The organism is Nocardia sp. Marseille-Q1738 (assembly GCF_965283145.1).
Genome location: NZ_CBDIMS010000002.1, coordinates 301,552 through 318,724, shown reverse-complemented (window position 1 = coordinate 318,724; position 17,173 = coordinate 301,552). Strand labels below are relative to the sequence as shown.

General features: G+C 67.3%; 17 protein-coding genes. 10 read left to right on the top strand and 7 right to left on the bottom strand.

Translation table 11 applies throughout. The features are described from left to right. Positions 1-340 precede the first annotated feature (340 nt). The 3 genes from smpB to recQ form a co-directional block, all read right to left on the bottom strand. The gene (gene smpB, locus ACWPXK_RS09850; RefSeq protein ID WP_445092641.1) at positions 341-814 is read right to left on the bottom strand and encodes an SsrA-binding protein SmpB; all 474 of its coding nucleotides are present in this window, start codon (positions 812-814) and stop codon (positions 341-343) included. A 56-nt stretch (positions 815-870) separates the two neighbouring features. Continuing rightward, the gene (locus ACWPXK_RS09845) at positions 871-1,113 is read right to left on the bottom strand and encodes a hypothetical protein (RefSeq protein ID WP_454195750.1); all 243 of its coding nucleotides are present in this window, start codon (positions 1,111-1,113) and stop codon (positions 871-873) included. A 102-nt stretch (positions 1,114-1,215) separates the two neighbouring features. Next, positions 1,216-3,099 carry a DNA helicase RecQ gene (gene recQ / locus ACWPXK_RS09840; RefSeq protein ID WP_454195749.1) on the bottom strand — a complete coding sequence of 628 codons (1,884 nt, stop codon included), beginning with the start codon at positions 3,097-3,099 and terminating at the stop codon, positions 1,216-1,218. Positions 3,100-3,286: 187 nt separating this feature from the next. Here recQ and ACWPXK_RS09835 point away from each other — a divergent pair, with 187 nt between their 5' ends. Together ACWPXK_RS09835 and ACWPXK_RS09830 are read left to right on the top strand one after the other, a co-directional pair. Next, a complete protein-coding gene (locus ACWPXK_RS09835) occupies positions 3,287-4,255 on the top strand; it encodes an SMP-30/gluconolactonase/LRE family protein (RefSeq protein ID WP_454195748.1) in 969 nt (322 codons plus the stop codon). 330 nt (positions 4,256-4,585) lie between these two features. After that, the gene (locus ACWPXK_RS09830) at positions 4,586-5,125 is read left to right on the top strand and encodes a GNAT family N-acetyltransferase (protein WP_454195747.1); all 540 of its coding nucleotides are present in this window, start codon (positions 4,586-4,588) and stop codon (positions 5,123-5,125) included. Positions 5,126-5,198: 73 nt separating this feature from the next. Here ACWPXK_RS09830 and hisN read toward each other — a convergent pair whose 3' ends face one another. Beyond that, on the bottom strand, positions 5,199-6,026 hold the full coding sequence (gene hisN, locus ACWPXK_RS09825) for a histidinol-phosphatase (RefSeq protein ID WP_454195746.1): 828 nt from the start codon (positions 6,024-6,026) through the stop codon (positions 5,199-5,201). 6 nt (positions 6,027-6,032) lie between these two features. Continuing rightward, positions 6,033-6,626, bottom strand: coding sequence for an NADPH-dependent FMN reductase (locus tag ACWPXK_RS09820; protein ID WP_454195745.1), 594 nt, complete (start codon positions 6,624-6,626; stop codon positions 6,033-6,035). 305 nt (positions 6,627-6,931) lie between these two features. On the opposite strand from ACWPXK_RS09820, the gene ACWPXK_RS09815 reads away from it, so the two are divergent. From ACWPXK_RS09815 to ftsX, 6 genes are all read left to right on the top strand, one after another. Continuing rightward, a complete protein-coding gene (locus ACWPXK_RS09815) occupies positions 6,932-7,792 on the top strand; it encodes a helix-turn-helix transcriptional regulator (RefSeq protein WP_454195744.1) in 861 nt (286 codons plus the stop codon). Between the two features lie 619 nt (positions 7,793-8,411). Next, complete coding sequence (prfB, locus tag ACWPXK_RS09810) at positions 8,412-9,527, top strand: peptide chain release factor 2 (protein ID WP_454195743.1); 1,116 nt, start codon at positions 8,412-8,414, stop codon at positions 9,525-9,527. Next, positions 9,528-10,388, top strand: coding sequence for a mechanosensitive ion channel family protein (locus ACWPXK_RS09805; RefSeq protein ID WP_454195742.1), 861 nt, complete (start codon positions 9,528-9,530; stop codon positions 10,386-10,388). It abuts the gene before it with no gap. Between the two features lie 16 nt (positions 10,389-10,404). Further along, positions 10,405-10,530, top strand: coding sequence for a hypothetical protein (locus ACWPXK_RS09800; RefSeq protein ID WP_454195741.1), 126 nt, complete (start codon positions 10,405-10,407; stop codon positions 10,528-10,530). A 79-nt stretch (positions 10,531-10,609) separates the two neighbouring features. Then, on the top strand, positions 10,610-11,299 hold the full coding sequence (gene ftsE, locus ACWPXK_RS09795) for a cell division ATP-binding protein FtsE (protein WP_040781303.1): 690 nt from the start codon (positions 10,610-10,612) through the stop codon (positions 11,297-11,299). Further along, positions 11,299-12,204 carry a permease-like cell division protein FtsX gene (gene ftsX, locus ACWPXK_RS09790; protein WP_454195740.1) on the top strand — a complete coding sequence of 302 codons (906 nt, stop codon included), beginning with the start codon at positions 11,299-11,301 and terminating at the stop codon, positions 12,202-12,204. Before ftsE ends, ftsX begins: the two co-directional genes overlap by 1 nt. Positions 12,205-12,296: 92 nt before the next feature. Here the strand turns inward: ftsX and ACWPXK_RS09785 are convergent, their stop codons facing one another. Beyond that, positions 12,297-12,920, bottom strand: coding sequence for a Uma2 family endonuclease (locus tag ACWPXK_RS09785; RefSeq protein ID WP_454195739.1), 624 nt, complete (start codon positions 12,918-12,920; stop codon positions 12,297-12,299). Between the two features lie 456 nt (positions 12,921-13,376). Here ACWPXK_RS09785 and ACWPXK_RS09780 point away from each other — a divergent pair, with 456 nt between their 5' ends. Both ACWPXK_RS09780 and ACWPXK_RS09775 read left to right on the top strand, forming a co-directional pair. Further along, positions 13,377-14,768, top strand: a complete 1,392-nt coding sequence (locus ACWPXK_RS09780; RefSeq protein WP_454195738.1) for an acyl-CoA dehydrogenase family protein — start codon at positions 13,377-13,379, stop codon at positions 14,766-14,768. 33 nt (positions 14,769-14,801) lie between these two features. Then, positions 14,802-16,031, top strand: coding sequence for an acyl-CoA dehydrogenase family protein (locus tag ACWPXK_RS09775; RefSeq protein ID WP_454195737.1), 1,230 nt, complete (start codon positions 14,802-14,804; stop codon positions 16,029-16,031). Positions 16,032-16,166: 135 nt separating this feature from the next. Here ACWPXK_RS09775 and ACWPXK_RS09770 read toward each other — a convergent pair whose 3' ends face one another. Further along, entirely contained in the window at positions 16,167-16,718 is a 552-nt protein-coding gene (locus tag ACWPXK_RS09770) for a dihydrofolate reductase family protein (protein WP_454195736.1), read from the bottom strand. Positions 16,719-17,173 lie beyond the last annotated feature (455 nt).

Genomic DNA, 17,173 nt, shown 5'->3' with positions numbered 1-17,173 from the left:
CCGATTCGAGCCGCGGAAAGACGCGGGCGGCGGGCGGTCCCTGCGACTCCCGCCGCACCAGTCATATCGACTCACGCGGCGGATATCCTCCCGGAGCACCCGCAGGATCGGCGAAGACCTGAGGCTGGGCGACGCGCGGGTCACCACCGCGAATCGCGGCCCGACTGAGCAGCGTGCGGCGCGGTAACCGGCCGCGCCGCCACACGGGAGAGCTTGCTCACCCTGGTACGTACAGCACCGACAGGTAGGCCTGTTCCTGTTTGCACGGCGAGCGCTCTTGTGCCCGGAGTGGCCGTCGAGCACGGCGACCGCAGCGTCGAGGACTGGCGTGACCAGGCCGTCAGCGCATGCCTTTCACCCGGCGTCCCAGTTCACGGGTGACCTCTCGCTCGGCGGTCCGCCGGGCCAGGTCCTGGCGCTTGTCGTAGTCCTGCTTGCCCTTGGCGAGGGCAAGCTCGACCTTCACCTTGCCGTCGGAGAAGTACATCGACAGCGGAACCAGCGTCTGGTTGCCCTCACGCGATTTGCCGACCAGTCGCTCGATCTCGCGTTTGTGCAGCAGCAGCTTGCGCACCCGCCGTGGAGAGTGGTTGGTCCAGGTGCCATGGCTGAACTCGGGGATGTGCAGCCCGCGCAGCCACACCTCGCCGTTGTCCACCGTCGCGAAGGCGTCCACGAGGGAGGCCTTGCCCTCACGCAGGCTCTTCACCTCGGTGCCGACCAGCGCGATCCCGGCCTCGTAGATGTCCAGGATCGTGTAGTTGTGCCGCGCCCGGCGGTTGGTCGCGATGACCTTACGCCCCTTCTCCTTCATAACGGTCCACTCTAAGTGACCCGGCAACCGGTTTATTCCCGCAGGTCGCGGACGCGCTAGCGGCCGTGGCCCAGCACGAGGTAGAGCGCGAGGACGGCGAAGAACGCGACGACCAGCACCACCGTCGACATCCGCGGCATGCCGGGACGGTCGGGCGGCGGCCGATGTCGCAGCCACACGCCGTCCACCGACGGATCGATCCTGTTACCGACGTTCGGCGGCGCGTCCGGGGACTCGCCACCCGACGAGCCAGAGGAGACCTCGCCGCCCTCATCACTGGAACCCTCACCCGGTGCCATGCCAGCACGGTAGCCGCCGCGACGGCGACACGCCGCAATTCCCGCGCCGCGCAATACAGTTGGAACTCAGGCCAGCCGGCGCCGGACCGCCTCGGCAGCGGTTCACGCCTCGGCGAGTACTTCGAGCACCTGTTCCCCGTACTTCGCGAGTTTGTTCTCGCCGACACCGCTGACCTTGCCGAGTTCAGCCAGGTTCGCGGGTTTGCGTGCCGCGATCTCACGCAGGGTGGCGTCATGGAAGACGACGTAGGCGGGGAACCCCTGTTCCTTGGCGGTGGCCGCGCGCCATTCGCGCAGCTTCTCGAACAGCGGCAGGTCGGTGGGCGTCATCTCGGCGGCTACCGACTTGGCGGCCTTCGCGGCGCGGGCGGGCTTGGCCACCCGCTCGGGTTCCCGGCGCAGCAGCACCTGGCGTCCGTCGAACAGCACCTCGCTGCTGGCCTCGGTGAGCGTCAGCACTCCGTAGTCGCCGTGCACGGCCAGCAGGCCGCGGGCGAGCAATTGCCGGACCACGCCGCGCCATTCGGTATCGCGCAAGTCGGTGCCGACGCCGAAGACCTTCAGCTCGTGATGGTCGTACTGCAGGACCTTCGGGTTCTTCTTGCCGAGCAGGACGTCCACGATGTGGCCGGCGCCGAAGCTCTGGCCGCGTTCCCGCTTGAGCCGCAGCACCGCCGACAGCAGCTTTTGCGCGGCCACCGTGCCGTCCCAGGATTGCGGCGGGGACAGGCAGGTATCGCAGTTTCCGCAGGGCAGGCCGGGCTCGCCGAAGTAGGCCAGCAGCTGGGTGCGGCGGCAGCTCACCGTCTCGCACAGCGCCAACATCGCGTCCAGGTGCAGTTGGAGCTGGCGGCGGTGTGCGGCGTCGCCCTCGGAGGCATCGATCAGTTTGCGCTGCTGCACCACGTCGCTGAGTCCGTACACCATCCACGCGGTCGAGGGCAGCCCGTCCCGGCCCGCGCGACCGGTCTCCTGGTAGTAGCCCTCGACGGATTTGGGCAGGTCGAGGTGAGCCACGAAGCGTACGTCGGGCTTGTCGATACCCATGCCGAATGCGATGGTCGCCACGACGACCAGGCCGTCTTCGCGCAGGAACCGCGACTGGTTCGTCGCACGGGTGCGATTGTCCAGGCCCGCGTGGTACGGCACCGCGGCGATGCCGTTCTCGGTGAGGAAGGCGGCGGTCTTCTCCACCGAGTTGCGCGAGAGGCAGTAGACGATGCCCGCGTCACCTTCATGTTCGGTGCGGATGAATTCCAGCAGCTGGCGCTCGGGGCGGTTCTTCGGCTCGATCCGGTACTGGATGTTGGGCCGGTCGAAGCTGGACACGAAGCGGCGGGCCGCGCCGAGGTCGAGGCGCTGGATGATCTCGTCCCGCGTCTTCTCGGTGGCGGTCGCGGTGAGCGCGATCCGCGGCACGTCCGGCCAGCGCTCGTGCAGCACGGACAAGCCGAGGTAATCAGGGCGGAAATCGTGGCCCCACTGGGAGACACAGTGCGCTTCGTCGATGGCGAACAGTGCGACCTTGCCCCGCTCCAGCAGTTGCACGGTGGATTCCAGGCGCAACCGCTCCGGCGCCAGATACAGCAGGTCGAGTTCGCCCGCGACGAATTGCGCCTCCACCATGCGACGCTCGTCGGGGTACTGAGTGGAGTTGAGGAAGCCCGCCCGAACACCCAGAGCGCTGAGCGCGTCCACCTGGTCCTGCATGAGCGCGATCAGCGGCGAGATCACCACGCCGACGCCGGGACGTACCAGGGCGGGCACCTGATAGCAGAGTGACTTGCCGCCACCGGTGGGCATGAGCACCAGCGCGTCACCGCCGGCGATCACGTGCTCCACGATGGAGCGCTGGTCGCCGCGGAAGCTGTCATAACCGAAGACTCGGCGTAGAACCTGTTGCGCCGCAACGGATCCGGCGTCCGTACCGGACGCGTCGTCGATCGCTACAGCCGCGAAATCATCGGGGGAAGTCACCCGGCCCATCCTACGAGCGCTCGGCCCCGGAGGTACCGGTACCGTTCGGCGTTCACCTTGGTCGACCGCTGAGTTCCACACATGGGGATAACTGGATTCGACTCACCCCAACGCGACCCGCTGACGTGCGAATTTCCAGCACAGGCCGGAAATCGCCGCCCTACCCGACTCGCACCGCGCTGTTATGTTGTCGCTCATGGCAACAGGGATAGGAAACCGGACGCGAGCGGCACTGCTCACCGCTGCCGTCGTCGCCGGAGTCGCCGCCGCGATGCCGATAGCGCAGGCGGAGACATTTCCCGCGATGTGTTCCGACGGGTGGGAAGCCACCACCGTGGTCGAGGGTGTCGGCAATCTGGAGAACCTCGATGCGGACGGGCACGGCGGCTTCTATGTCACCGGGCTGATGGATGGGTACCTTGCGCACGTCGACCGCACCGGACGAATGGAGCAGCTGGTGACCGGTCTGCACCGGCCGGCGGGCGTGCGCGTCGCGGGGCGGTACGTCTACTTCCTGACCGGCGACGGACTCAGCGAGCCGCCGGGCACGCTGCAACGGTACGACACCGAGTCCGGCGCGGTGCGCGTCCTGCTGACCGGGCTGAACGGCCCGAACGGCCTGCTGTTGCTGCCCGACGGCAGCCTGCTGTTCACCACCATCGGTCTTGCCGGTCCGAACGGAATCTCGCGCTACTGGCCCGAGACGAACGAGTACGAGCGGGACTGGTCGAGCCTGCCCCCTTCCAACGGCATCGCGCTGGCCGCCGATGGCAAGTCGGTCTACGTCGACACCATGACGCTGCAGATCCTCCGCGTTCCGCTGGACGATCCCGCCCACCCCGGTCTCGTCTCGGGCATCCCAGAACTGGTCGCACTGCCCGACGACATGGAGGCCACCCGCGCGGGCACCCTCTTCGTCGCCGATCACATGCTCGGCGCCATCTACCAAGTGGACACCGCCACCGGCGCCACCTGCGCGATCATCACCGGCCTGATCAAACCCGGCCCCTTCCGCAATCCACCCGACGGCGCCACATCGGTGCGCATCGACCGCGACGGGGACTCCTGGGCGCTGTTCGTCACCAGCATGGATGGCACCCTGCGCCGCCTGCGGCCACCAACCGGAGTCGATCTCACCCCGGCGACGCCCCGCCGGGCTGAATAGGCGTACCTCCGCCTTCGCTCCGGCCGTGCGCGGGCTGACGACGGACTACGTCCGACAGCGCCCATCATGCGTACTCCGCCTTCGCTCCGGCCGTGCGCGGGCTGACGACGGACTACGTCCGACAGCGCCCATCATGCGTACTCCGCCTTCGCTCCGGCCGTGCGCGGGCTGAGGACGGACTACGTCCGACAGCGCCCATCATGCGTACTCCGCCTTCGCTCCGGCCGTGCGCGGGCTGACGACGGACTACGTCCGACAGCGCCCATTAGGGTCCGGCACTCTCGGAGGCGGCTGGCCGCCTGATGTGCACATCCACGGGAAAGGAAGATCGTGGTCGAATCGGCGCCCATGGTGGTGGCTACCGCGGCCGACGCCGATGATGTCGCGCGGTTACGCGACCGGCTGGCCCAGTGGATGGTCGACAACGGCATCGGGCAGTGGCTGCCCGGAGAGTATGCGGCGGCAACCGTGGCCGAGGAAGCGGCGCGGGGTGAGTGGTACGTGTGGCGCGACGAGTCCGAAACGCTCGTGGCCGCCGTTCGCCTCGTCTGGCGGGACCCGGAGTTCTGGGGTGCGGACGACGACACCGAGGCCGGATACATCCACGGTCTGATGGTGGCTCCGGAACAACGCGGCCGCGCCTTCGGTCCGCGAATCCTCCAATTCTGTGCCGACCGCACCCTCGCCCGCGGTCTCACCCGGCAACGCTTGGACACCGCCGCGGACAACCAGGTTCTCCGAAAGTATTACGCCACTCAGGGTTTCGTCGAACTCCGGGAAGCAACGCTGCCACCCCAGTTCCACGGCACCACCCACGTCATCCTGATGGAGAAAACCCTGAGCACACCGGCCCAGACCCGACCTACCTGATCCGTCGAGCGCTGGCCGGTGACATCGAGTCCCACGGAACCGGCCTCGGGCAGCTATTAGACGGTCACCGCGATCAGCCACGAAGGCGGTGCAGGACCTCGTCCTGGAGTAAGCCGTTGGTGGCGACGGCATCGCCACCGTGCGGGCCCGGTGTGCCGTCCAGAGCGGAGAAGCGACCACCTGCTTCGCGGACGAGGATATCCAGGGCGGCCAGGTCCCACAGGGATACTTCCGGTTCGGTGGCGATGTCGACGGCGCCCTCGGCGAGCAGGCAATAGCTGAGGAAATCGCCGTAACCACGCACGCGCCACACCTCGTCGGTCAGCGCCAGGAACCCATCGCGCAGGCCGCGCTCGCGCCAACCGGACAAGCTGGAGAACGCCAGGCTGGCCGAACCCAGTTCGCCGACGGCGGAGACCGAGATCTCCTTGGCCGGCTGCGCTTCGAAGCTCGACCACGCCCCTGAGCCCGCGGCGGCCCACCAGCGCCGGACCAGCGCGGGCGCGCTCACCACACCGACGACCGGTTTCCCGTCGACCAGCAGCGCGATCAGCGTCGCCCAGATCGGCACCCCGCGCACGAAGTTCTTGGTGCCATCGATCGGGTCGACCACCCACTGCCGTCCGCTGAATTCGGCGGCGCCGCCGAATTCCTCACCGAGCACCGAGTCCTCCGGCCTGGCCTCGGACAGCACCTGCCGAATCGCCTTCTCCACGGCCAGATCGGCATCCGACACCGGCGTCAGATCCGGCTTGGCGTCGACCTTCAGGTCCAGCGCACCGAAGCGAGCCCGGGTGATGGCGTCGGCCACGTCGGCCAGCCGCAGGGCGAGTTCGAGATCGGAGGAGTACACAGCCACGCCCCGCACCCTATCGGCTGGGCCGGCCACCCCGATCGCCATCCCGGTTCACGCCACCGGCAGTGACCTGGCCGCGGTCAACGCGCTTGCCCACCAGTGCAACTGGTCGAGCATCGCCGCCGCCGCGGCCGCGGGCTCGTCGGGTTCCAGCAACCGGCCTTCGCTGTCGAAGAGCAGGTAGTAGCGCGGGAACGAGACGTAATTGCGCACCGTGTGCGCGTTGAGTTCATTGAAGATCTGGCGCAGGTGCTCGATGGCGAGCAGGCCACCGCTGGCTCCGCTGTAGCCGACGAAACCGATCGCTTTGGCGTCCCACTGGGTGAAGTGCCAGTCGATGGCGGCCTTGAGCGAAGCGGGGACACTCCGGTTGTAGTCCGGCGTGACGATGACGAAAGCGTCGGCCGCCGCGAGCCGACGGGTGAGGTCGGTCATCCCCTCGGGGCGCACCGGGGCCGGGTCCAGCGCCGGCGGCTCCGCGGGCAGTTCCAGGGGGATCTGCGCCTCGGCCAGATCGATGACGTCCACCTCGAACGAACCGTGCCGCCGCGCCTGCTCGGTGAACCAGCTGGCCACGACGGGGCCGAAGCGTCCCTCCCGGACGCTGCCGATGATCACCGCGAGCTTCAGTGGGGCGTTGGACATGCTGTTCCTCCTCGGATCACTGCCAGCGACCCGGATCGGCCGCTGCAACCCAATCTGCGGCCCGCCGCCCGGCCCAGGGAGACCGCTGTAAGAGTGGTAGTGGCAGGGACACCCTCCGGCCGCTTCGCCTTGTTAGGTTCGAGACGTGGACGAGCGTCAGCGAGTGAACCGAAAGCACAGCGCGTCCTCGCGCACGACGGGGCCGAGCGCCGGCGAGGCGCAGTCGTGAGCGAGCGTCAGCGAGTGAACCGAAAGCGCAGCGCGCCGTCGCGCACGACGGAGCCGAGCGCCAGCGAGGCGCAGTCGTGAGCGATAACGAGCTCGGCTTGTTCCTGCGCACCCGCCGTGAAGCCGTGACACCCGCACAGGTCGGCCTGCCGACCGGAGCGCGGCGGCGCACCCCCGGATTGCGCCGCGCCGAACTGGCCACGCTGGCCGGTGTGAGCGTGGAGTACGTGACCCGTCTCGAGCAGGGCCGCGACCGTCATCCCTCGCCGCCGGTGCTGTCCGCGCTGGCCGACGCGCTGCGGCTGACCCCCGCCGAGCGCGTCCACCTGCACCGGCTGAGCAAGTCGGTCGACAGCGGGTTCAGCTGCATGGGCGACGCGCAGCCGCTGCGTGACGTGCGGCCCACGGTGCGCGCGATCCTGGACCGTCTCGAACCCGCGCCCGCCGTGGTGGTCAACCGCCTCACCGAAGTTCTCGCCTACACCGACGGCTACCACCGGCTGATGGCGCCGACCGGCCTCTTTTCCGGACCCGATACCCCGCCCAACCTGGCGCGTCTGGTGTTCTGCGCGCCGGACGCCCGTCGTTTCTACGCGGACTGGGAGCATGTCGCCGATGAGACGGTCGCCACGTTGAAGCAAGGCCCGTTTCGCGCCGATCCGCATATCGCCGCCCTCGCGGACGAACTCACGGTCACCGTCGGTCCCGCGTTCGCCGACCGCGTGGACAATGTGCCCAGCTTGGCTGCCGCCACCGGTGTCACCCGGCTGGCGCACCCCGATGCCGGGCCACTCCGCCTCGCCTATGAGGTTCTCGATCTTTCCGCCGACGACGACCAGCAAGTGATCGTCTATCTCCCGGCGGACGACGCCAGCGCGGCCGCGCTCGACACGCTCGCCGGCCGCCGCCCCGGCGCACTGCGGGCCGTCTCCGGCTGACGGAGCGGCATCCTGCCGAGAACACGACAGCGGAAGATCGACAGCTGCGGTCGGTCGCCGAACCGACCACCGCAGCAAGCATTCGCGCACCGTGACGGCGATGAGAACGGTCCAACTCTCCCGTGCAGTGGCTCGAAGTCCGCCAGAAAAGTCGTCGGCGGAATCCCCACAGACCGGGCAGCGTCCTTCCCCGGGACTCGGCACTGAACTGATAGGTGGCTCACATCGCGTCGGGCGCATACCGCCTCGTGCAGGAGGGAGTCGCCAGATACCGATCCTGTTGGGTTTCGACAAAGATACTCATCGTCAAGTGAATCCGACGGCTCGTGGCCGCATCGCTGATCAGCGGCGACCGAACAGCGGGCCGACCACCACGCCCAGCACGCCGAATTCCAAACAGCAACTGCGCCAAGCGCGGTCGACGTTTAGGGTAGGAACCCATGAGGCGTCCATCACACCGCACCCGCCCGGTGCCGGGTGAAGGGAGAGCGCACGACGCTCGGGCGATCTGTCCACTCGGACCACGGATGGCGCAGCTCAGACGCGCCGGTGCCGTGCTGGATCACCCCGCGTGCACTCGTGTGCTGCGCCCGTCGACGGGCAGCTAGGCTTGACGATCGTGCATCCTGACGTTTCCGCTGATCTCGCCGAACTCGACGCCACACTCAAGACGGTCGAGTCGGTCCTCGACATCGACGAGCTGCGCCGTCGTATCGACGAGCTCGAGCATCAGGCCGCCGACCCCGACCTGTGGAACGACCAGGACCACGCACAGCGGGTCACCAGTGAGCTCTCGCACGCCCAGGGCGAGCTGCGCCGGGTCGAGGAGCTGCGCCAGCGCTTGGACGACCTGCCGGTGCTCTACGAGCTGGCCGAGGGGGAAGAGGGCGAGGCCAAGGCCGCCGCGATCGCCGAGGCCGACGCCGAGCGCGCCGCGCTGCACGGCGACGTGGAGGCAATGGAGGTCCGCACGCTGCTGTCGGGTGAATACGACAAGCGCGACGCGCTGGTGAACATCCGTTCCGGCGCGGGCGGCGTGGACGCCGCGGACTGGGCCGAGATGCTGATGCGCATGTACATCCGCTGGGCCGACCGGCACAAGTACCCGGTCGAGGTCTACGACACCTCCTACGCCGAAGAAGCGGGCATCAAGAGCGCCACCTTCGCGGTGAAGTCCCCGTACGCCTACGGCACCTTGTCGGTGGAGATGGGCACGCACCGCCTGGTGCGGATCAGCCCGTTCGACAATCAGGGCCGTCGCCAGACCTCCTTCGCCGAGGTCGAGGTGCTACCCGTGGTGGAGACCACCGACCACATCGAGGTGCCCGAGACGGAGATCCGCGTCGACGTGTACCGCTCGTCGGGTCCGGGCGGCCAGAGCGTCAATACCACCGACTCCGCGGTCCGTATCACCCACATTCCCACCGGCATCGTGGTCACCTGCCAGAACGAGAAATCCCAGCTGCAGAACAAGATCTCGGCCATGCGCGTGCTGCAGGCCAAGCTCTTGGAGCGCAAGCGGCAGGAAGAGCGCGCCGAGATGGACGCGCTGAAGACCAACGAGGGCGCGTCCTGGGGCAATCAGATGCGCTCCTACGTGCTGCACCCCTACCAGATGGTCAAGGACTTGCGGACGAACCACGAGGTCAACAATCCGTCGGCGGTGCTCGACGGCGACATCGACGGGTTCATCGAGTCCGGTATCCGCTGGAGAATGCGAGAGCAGGCGAGCTAGATGAATGTCGCGGGAATCCAGGCGATCGCCTCCACCGGTTTCACCACGTGGCTACGCGGTTCGGGCCTGGAGATCGTGCTGCTCATTCTCGGGGCGGTGCTGTTCAGCCGGTTCGCCACGTACGTCAGGGACCGGGTCACCCGCAAGATCGACGCCGGGTTCCGCAGCAGCGACGCGCTGGTGCGCACCGAGGCGGCCAAGCACCGGCACGCGCTGGCTCAGGTGATCACGTGGGTGGTGCTGACCATCGTCTATGTGCTGATCACCATGGAGGTGCTGCGGCGGCTCGGTTTCGCCGTCACCGGCCTGGTCGCGCCCGCCGCGGTGCTCGGCGCCGCGCTCGGTTTCGGCGCCCAGCGCATCGTGCAGGACATTCTCGCGGGGTTCTTCCTGATCACCGAGCGGCAGTACGGATTCGGCGATGTGGTCCGCATCGCGGTGACTGGAGCCGCGGAGCAGGCCGAGGGTACGGTCGAGGACGTCACGCTGCGGATCACCACGTTGCGCAACGCGGACGGTGAGGTGATCACCGTGCCCAACGGCCAGATCGTGAAAGTCACCAATCTGTCGAAGGATTGGGCGCGCGCCGCGATCGACGTGCCGGTGGCCGCGAGCGCTGACATCACCAGGGTCAACGAGATCCTGCACGAGGTCGGTACAAAGGCGTACGAAGACGCTCGTCTGAAGCCACTGCTGCTGGACGAGCCCACCGTCATGGGTGTCGAAGACCTCACCGTAGACCAAATGAACATCCGAATGGTTGCCCGCACGTTGCCGGGCAAACAATTCGAAGTCGGACGCGAACTGCGGGTGCGGGTAGCTGCAGCCTTGCGCCGGGAGGGAATCAGTGAGACCGCGTAGATCCACGGCGATCCTCATGGCCACCTGGGTCGCCACCTTCGTGCTGTACGTATTCGTGAAACCGGATGAAACGACCACCGTGCCGACCACGCTGATCAACGCCGTTCCGGCGGCGGTGCTATCCGATCAGCCGAGCCCCTGACGGGCGTACCGGCGCGCCACGCTGTCACCCGCGGTTGACGACGCAGGCCGCGCGCGGTTGCTGGTTACACTGGCTCCCCGTGATCACCATGCGGAACGTGACCAAGTCGTACCCGACCTCGACGCGACCCGCGCTGGACAACATCACCGTCGATGTGGGCAAGGGCGAGTTCGTCTTCATCATCGGACCGTCCGGCTCGGGTAAGTCGACCTTCATGCGGTTGCTGCTCAAAGAGGAGTCGCCCACATCCGGCGAGATCAGAGTCGCCGACTTCCGGGTGGACCGGTTGCCGGGCCGCAAAGTGCCCAAGCTGCGTCAGCGCATGGGATGCGTCTTCCAGGACTTCCGGCTGCTGCAGCAGAAGACGGTCTACGAGAACGTGGCGTTCGCGCTGGAGGTGATCGGCAAACGACGCCAGGTCATCCAGCGCACCGTCCCCGAGGTGCTCGACATGGTCGGCCTCGGTGGTAAGGCCGATCGGCTGCCGAGCGAGCTGTCCGGCGGCGAACAGCAGCGTGTGGCGATCGCGCGCGCGTTCGTGAACCGGCCGCTGGTGCTGCTGGCCGACGAACCGACCGGCAACCTCGATCCCGACACCAGCGCCGACATCATGATGCTGCTGGAGCGGATCAACCGCATCGGCACCACGGTGGTGATGGCCACCCACGACAACCACATCGTCGACGCGATGCGCAGGCGGGTGGTGGAGCTCGATCGCGGCCGCCTGGTACGCGACGAGGCGACCGGCGTCTACGGGGTGGGCCGGTAATGCGCGCGAGTTTCCTCTTCGGCGAGGTCGCAGCGGGCCTACGCCGCAACGTCACGATGACCATCGCGATGATCCTGACCACCGCGGTCTCGCTCACCATGCTCGGTGGCGGTCTGCTCGCGGTGCGCATCGCGGACAAGACCGAGCAATACTTCCTCGACCGCCTCGAGGTGCGGCTGTACCTCACCGAGGACGTCTCGGCCAGCGACCCGGACTGCTCGCAGGACCCGTGCCGATCACTGATGGCCGATCTGAAGGCGACCGGCGGCGTGGAGTCGGTCCAGTTCCTCAACCGGGACGAGGCGATCCGCGAGGCCAAGGAGAAGACCTTCAAAGACCAGCCGGAGCTGGCCAAGTACGTCAGCGAGACGCCGCTGCCCGCGTCGCTGCGCGTGAAGATGGAGAACGCGCAGCTGTATCCGGCGATCTACGAGAAGTTCTACGATCGGCCCGGCGTCGGCATGGTGCGCAACGACAAGGACATCGTGGACCGGCTGGTCAGCCTGTTCGACGGGTTGCGCAACGCGGCATTCGGCTTGGCCGTGCTCCAAGCGCTGGCCGCGTTGCTGCTGATCGCGAACATGGTGCAGATCGCCGCGTTCACCCGGCGCACCGAGGTCGGCATCATGCGGTTGGTCGGCGCGACACGCTGGTACACCCAGCTGCCCTTCCTGCTCGAAGCCATGGCCGCGGCGCTGGCCGGTTCGGCGCTCGCGATGATCGGTCTGCTCGCCGCCCGCCCACTGGTGATCGACCGCGCCCTCGGCGACCTGTTCGCCAGCAAGGTCTTCCCCCGCATCACCGGTGACGACATCGTGATGACCGCGCTGATCATCGCCCCGGTCGGCATCGTGTTCGCCGCACTGACGGCATACGGGACGTTGCGGTACTACGTCCGGGAGTGATCGTCCGAGCCGGAGATCGCTTCAGCCGATGAACCGGCTCGGCTACACCTAAACGCGGTGAAGACAGTTGGGCGACCGGACTGCAAGGAGTGTCACAGCACCGGGTCGGTCAGCTGGTCCCAGTCGAGTTGGATCCGAATAGGGAGATCGACGGCGAACGCCGTGCCGGGCCTGAGCACCCGGGCCAGTCGATAGTGCCCCACACTGTGGTCGAGGCCATAGGTCTCGATCGAGATTACGTCGCTGTCCGACACGCTGACCAGCCAATACCAGGGGATACCAGCAGCGGCGTACTCGCCCATCTTCGCGAGCCGGTCGGTTTTGACATGACTGGGCGAGATGACCTCGACGGCGACCTTCAGATGCCGCGCGGGTACCGGTCGGACATCCGCCGGTACACATTCGAACAGCGCGATGTCGGGACGTCGAATGGTCGCTCGTGGCACCTCCCAGAGCACCACATCGAAATCATGGTTCGCGTCCAGGTACGCCGACGGGTCTCCGGCCATGTGCTCGCGCGCCGCGGTCTCCAGCATCGCGAGCAGCCGATGGACGGCTTTCTGATGAGCCCGGGTCGGTGATTCGGAGCGAACCGCGTCTCCGTTCACTACCTCCACCAGTCGGCAGAATTCCTCTGGGAGCTCACACCAGATGTCGACCGTGATCGGCTCGGGCTGGAGGTTGTCCGGCCGGGCCCAGTCGAAGATCGCTGACATGAGGCGGATCCTATCTGCGACGATGCGGTCGGCCGCTCGGATCGGCCTGCCGTCTTGGTCCGGCAAGGCGAGCTCGAGCTCTCCGTCCGTCGCGCAAATTCACGCGGCATCAGTCTCCGCGCGCACGACCCAGCCGGGATCGCCGGAACGCGACAGCAACGAATCGGCATCGGTCGATGCCATTGCAAGAGTAAGCAGCGGAGTCAACCGCAGCTGGTTCGGTCGAGGTGCCGTTACACCGACAGAACTACAGCTCATCGTGGTGACCGCCGTAGCGCGAGCAGAGGGCGGAGCACCACCGGCGCGATTATGGGCACTTGTCCAGCCTGACCCGGATTCCCCGCGTAAGGTGCACCTCGACGCTCTTCTTACTCCGAAGTAAGATAGCCTTACTCAAGAGTAAGATTGCTGGGGACAGACCGCTCCACCCATCCGAGAAATCCGAGAAACAGGTAGATGATGAGCACTCGAGACAGCGCAACGAAGCGACGTCCAGACACGTCCGCGGTCGGCCTGAACCAACCCAAGCGGGATTGGATGGGCGCGGCGATGCGAGTCATGACGACCATTACCGGGTCGGAACTGGCCGAGAAGTACAACCTGCGCAAGCCGATCGAGCGCGTCACCTACGAGGGCACCAAGACCGGCTTCCGCACGCTCGGCGCCGCGACCCGCGCCTTCGCCAAGGTCGCAGGCACCGGTGCGCCCAAGCGTCTGGCGGCGAACGAGGCGAAGACCAAGGGTTATTTCGACCTCACCCCGACCGACGAGCAGCAGATGATCGTCGAGACGGTGAAGGAATTCGCCGCCGAGATCCTGCGCCCGGCCGCCTACGAGGCCGACAACGCCGCCAAGGCGCCGCGCGACCTGCTGGAGCGGGCGGCCGAGCTCGGCATCACCCTGATCAACGTCCCGGAGGAACTCGAGGGCGCGGCCTCGGAGCGTGGTGCGGTCACCAATTCGTTGGTCGCCGAGGCGCTGGCGCACGGTGACATGGGTCTGGCCCTGCCCATCCTGGCGCCCAGCGGCGTCGCGGTCGCGCTCGCTCAGTGGGGCAGCGACGCGCAGCAGAAGACCTACCTGCCCGCGTTTACCGGGGAGAACGTGCCGCAGGCGTCGGTCGTGATCAGCGAGCCGCGCGCCCTGTTCGACCCGTTCGCGCTGCAGACGAAGGCGGTGCGCTCGCCGAGCGGCTACCGCATCTCGGGGGTGAAGTCCCTGGTACCCGCTGCCGCCGACGCCGAACTGTTCTTGGTCGCCGCCGAGCTGGACGGCCGTCCCGCACTGTTCATCGTCGAATCGGACGCGCCCGGCCTTGTCGTCGAGGCCGACCCGAGCATGGGTCTGCGCGCGGCTGGACTGGGCCGGGTGATCCTGGACAACGTCGCGGTCGGCGCCGACGCCATCCTGGGCGATGGTGACGCCAAGTCCCGCGCCGAGGAGTACGCCGACGCCGTGCGCCTGGCCCGCCTCGGGTGGGCCTCGCTCGCCGCGGGCACCGGGCAGGCCGTGCTGGACTACGTGATCCCGTACGTGAACGAGCGCGAAGCGTTCGGCGAGCCGATCTCGCACCGCCAGGCGGTGGCGTTCATGGTCGCCAATATCGCGATCGAACTCGACGGCCTGCGGCTGGTGACCCTGCGCGGCGCCTCCCGGGCGGAGCAGGGCCTGTCCTTCGGCCGGGAAGCGGCGCTGGCCCGCAAGCTCGCCACCGACAAGGGCATGCAGATCGGCCTCGACGGCGTGCAACTGCTCGGCGGCCACGGATACACCAAGGAACACCCGGTCGAGCGCTGGTACCGCGACCTGCGGGCCATCGGCGTCGCCGAAGGTGTCGTGCTCGTCTAACCGGCCCGTTCCGTTTTCCAGGAGACCTCACCCATGATCAACCTCGAACTCCCCAAGAAGCTGCGGGCCAGCGCGAACCAGGCGCACCAGGTGGCCCAGGAGATCTTCCGCCCGATCTCGCGCAAATACGACCTCGCCGAGCACGACTACCCCGTCGAACTGGACACCATGGCCGCCATGGTCGAAGGCCTGGCCGACTCCGGCACCCAGAAGATCGGCGGGGCGGCCGGTGGCCGTTCGGAAGACAGCGAGAGCGACCGCCACGCCACCGAACTGCTCGGAAACACCAACGGCGGCAACATGTCCGCGCTGCTCAACGCGCTGGAGACCTCGTGGGGCGACGTCGGCCTCATGCTGTCGATCCCCTACCAGGGTCTGGGCAACGCGGCGATCGCCGCGGTCGCGACCGACGAGCAGCTGAAGCGCTTCGGCAAGGTGTGGGCCTCGATGGCGATCACCGAGCCGTCCTTCGGCTCCGACTCCGCCGCGGTGTCCACCACCGCCGTGCTCGACGGCGACGAGTGGGTGCTCAACGGCGAGAAGATCTTCGTCACCGCGGGTCAGCGCTCGACCCACATCGTGGTGTGGGCCACGCTCGACAAGAGCCTCGGCCGCGCGGCGATCAAGTCGTTCGTCGTGCCGCGCGACGCCCCCGGCCTGTCGGTGGCGCGTCTCGAGCACAAGCTCGGCATCAAGGCTTCCGACACCGCCGTGCTGCTGCTGCAGGATTGCCGGATTCCGAAGGACAACATCCTCGGAAGCCCGGAAGTCAACGTGGAGAAGGGTTTCGCCGGGGTCATGCAGACCTTCGACAACACCCGTCCGCTGGTCGCCGCGATGGCGGTCGGCGTCGCCCGCGCCGCGCTCGAGGAGCTGCGCTCGATCCTGACCGCGGCGGGCGTGGAGATCTCCTACGACACCCCGGCCAACAGCCAGCACGCCGCCGCGGCCGAATTCCTGCGGATGGAAGCCGATTACGAGTCCGCCTACCTGCTCGCCCTGCGCGCGGCATGGATGGCCGACAACAAGAAGCCCAACTCGCTCGAGGCGTCCATGTCCAAGGCGAAGGCGGGCCGCACCGGCACCGACGTCACCCTCAAGGCCGTGGAACTGGCCGGCGCGATCGGTTACTCGCAGCGCACGCTGCTGGAGAAGTGGGGCCGCGACTCGAAGATTCTGGACATCTTCGAAGGCACCCAGCAGATCCAGCAACTCATCGTCGCGCGGCGCGTCCTGGGCAAGACCAGCGCCGAGCTGAAATAGGCTGGTAGACAACGGAAACCGGTGCGAGTCTGGTTGGCGACTCGCACCGGTTTCCTTGTTCGGGTCCCAACAAAATGATCAACGTGGTGGCGTCGGGCGTGTCTGGTAGCGGAGGCTGCTGCGGTTGAACAGACCTCAGTCGGCGAGATAGCGCAGCATCACCACGGTGTTGAAGTGCCTCGTCTCGGCCAATCGGAGCTGGACCCGCTTGTCCAGCGATGGAAACAGCGGTGTGCCGCCGCCGAGCACCACGGGCGAGAGGAACAGCTGGTACTCGTCGATGAGCCCGTGCGGCATCAGCGAGGCCGCGAGGCTCGCGCCACCGACCTCCATGACGCCATCACCTTCGGCCTTGAGCCTGCGGACCTCCTCGACCGCGTTCTCGCTGATCAGCGTGCTGTTCCAGTTGACATCGGTGAGCGTCCGGGAGAAGACGACCTTCGGCTTCTCCGTCCAGAGCCTGCCGAACTCACGCTCGATGCGCGGCGCATCCTCGGGCACGTGCGGCCAGTACTCGGCCATCAGCTCGTACAGGCGACGGCCGTGCAGCGAGACCTCGATCTCGCGGTAGCGGTCGTTGTGGAACTGGTGCAGCTCCTCGTCCGGATTGGTCCAGTCGATGCTGCCATCGCGGTCGTTGATGTAGCCGTCCAGGGACACGCTGAACCCGTAGATCAGTTTCCTCATGACCGGGTAGACCTCCTGCGCGCTCGAAACTCATCGGCGCTCATCGGCCAAATTACACCGGCCGTCACCAGCCCGTGCGACGTTCGAAACGCGCAAGAACCAGCGAGCATCAGCACGACCATAACGCCCCGGTCGGACACGATTTCCGCACACTCCGATCAGCAACCGCGAACCGCCAGCAAGATCCTGGACATCTTCGAAGGCACCCAGCAGATCCAGCAAGTCGCGCGGCGCGTGCTCGGCAAGGCCAGCGCCGAGCTGAAGTGATGCTTGAATTGGACAGTGCGGCAAAGCGATCCGGTGCGGGTTTCAACTCGCACCGGATTGCTGTTACGACCCACGAAGTGTTGTCTCGGCTATGGACCTGGAGCCCTACGCTCCGTAGCCTTCGCACCCATGTGGAGCATCGTCGTCATCGCCATTGTCAGCTGCATTGTGATCGCAGCGGGATTCGC

Excerpts from the sequence above, each read along its gene's own strand:
- smpB (WP_445092641.1), bottom strand. The coding sequence starts at position 814 with ATGAAGGAGAAGGGGCGTAAGGTCATCGCGACCAACCGCCGGGCGCGG.
- ACWPXK_RS09845 (WP_454195750.1), bottom strand. The coding sequence starts at position 1,113 with ATGGCACCGGGTGAGGGTTCCAGTGATGAGGGCGGCGAGGTCTCCTCT.
- recQ (WP_454195749.1), bottom strand. The coding sequence starts at position 3,099 with ATGGGCCGGGTGACTTCCCCCGATGATTTCGCGGCTGTAGCGATCGAC.
- ACWPXK_RS09835 (WP_454195748.1), top strand. The coding sequence starts at position 3,287 with ATGGCAACAGGGATAGGAAACCGGACGCGAGCGGCACTGCTCACCGCT.
- hisN (WP_454195746.1), bottom strand. The coding sequence starts at position 6,026 with ATGGCGATCGGGGTGGCCGGCCCAGCCGATAGGGTGCGGGGCGTGGCT.
- ACWPXK_RS09820 (WP_454195745.1), bottom strand. The coding sequence starts at position 6,626 with ATGTCCAACGCCCCACTGAAGCTCGCGGTGATCATCGGCAGCGTCCGG.
- ACWPXK_RS09805 (WP_454195742.1), top strand. The coding sequence starts at position 9,528 with ATGAATGTCGCGGGAATCCAGGCGATCGCCTCCACCGGTTTCACCACG.
- ACWPXK_RS09800 (WP_454195741.1), top strand. The coding sequence starts at position 10,405 with ATGGCCACCTGGGTCGCCACCTTCGTGCTGTACGTATTCGTGAAACCG.
- ftsX (WP_454195740.1), top strand. The coding sequence starts at position 11,299 with ATGCGCGCGAGTTTCCTCTTCGGCGAGGTCGCAGCGGGCCTACGCCGC.
- ACWPXK_RS09785 (WP_454195739.1), bottom strand. The coding sequence starts at position 12,920 with ATGTCAGCGATCTTCGACTGGGCCCGGCCGGACAACCTCCAGCCCGAG.
- ACWPXK_RS09780 (WP_454195738.1), top strand. The coding sequence starts at position 13,377 with ATGATGAGCACTCGAGACAGCGCAACGAAGCGACGTCCAGACACGTCC.
- ACWPXK_RS09775 (WP_454195737.1), top strand. The coding sequence starts at position 14,802 with ATGATCAACCTCGAACTCCCCAAGAAGCTGCGGGCCAGCGCGAACCAG.
- ACWPXK_RS09770 (WP_454195736.1), bottom strand. The coding sequence starts at position 16,718 with ATGAGGAAACTGATCTACGGGTTCAGCGTGTCCCTGGACGGCTACATC.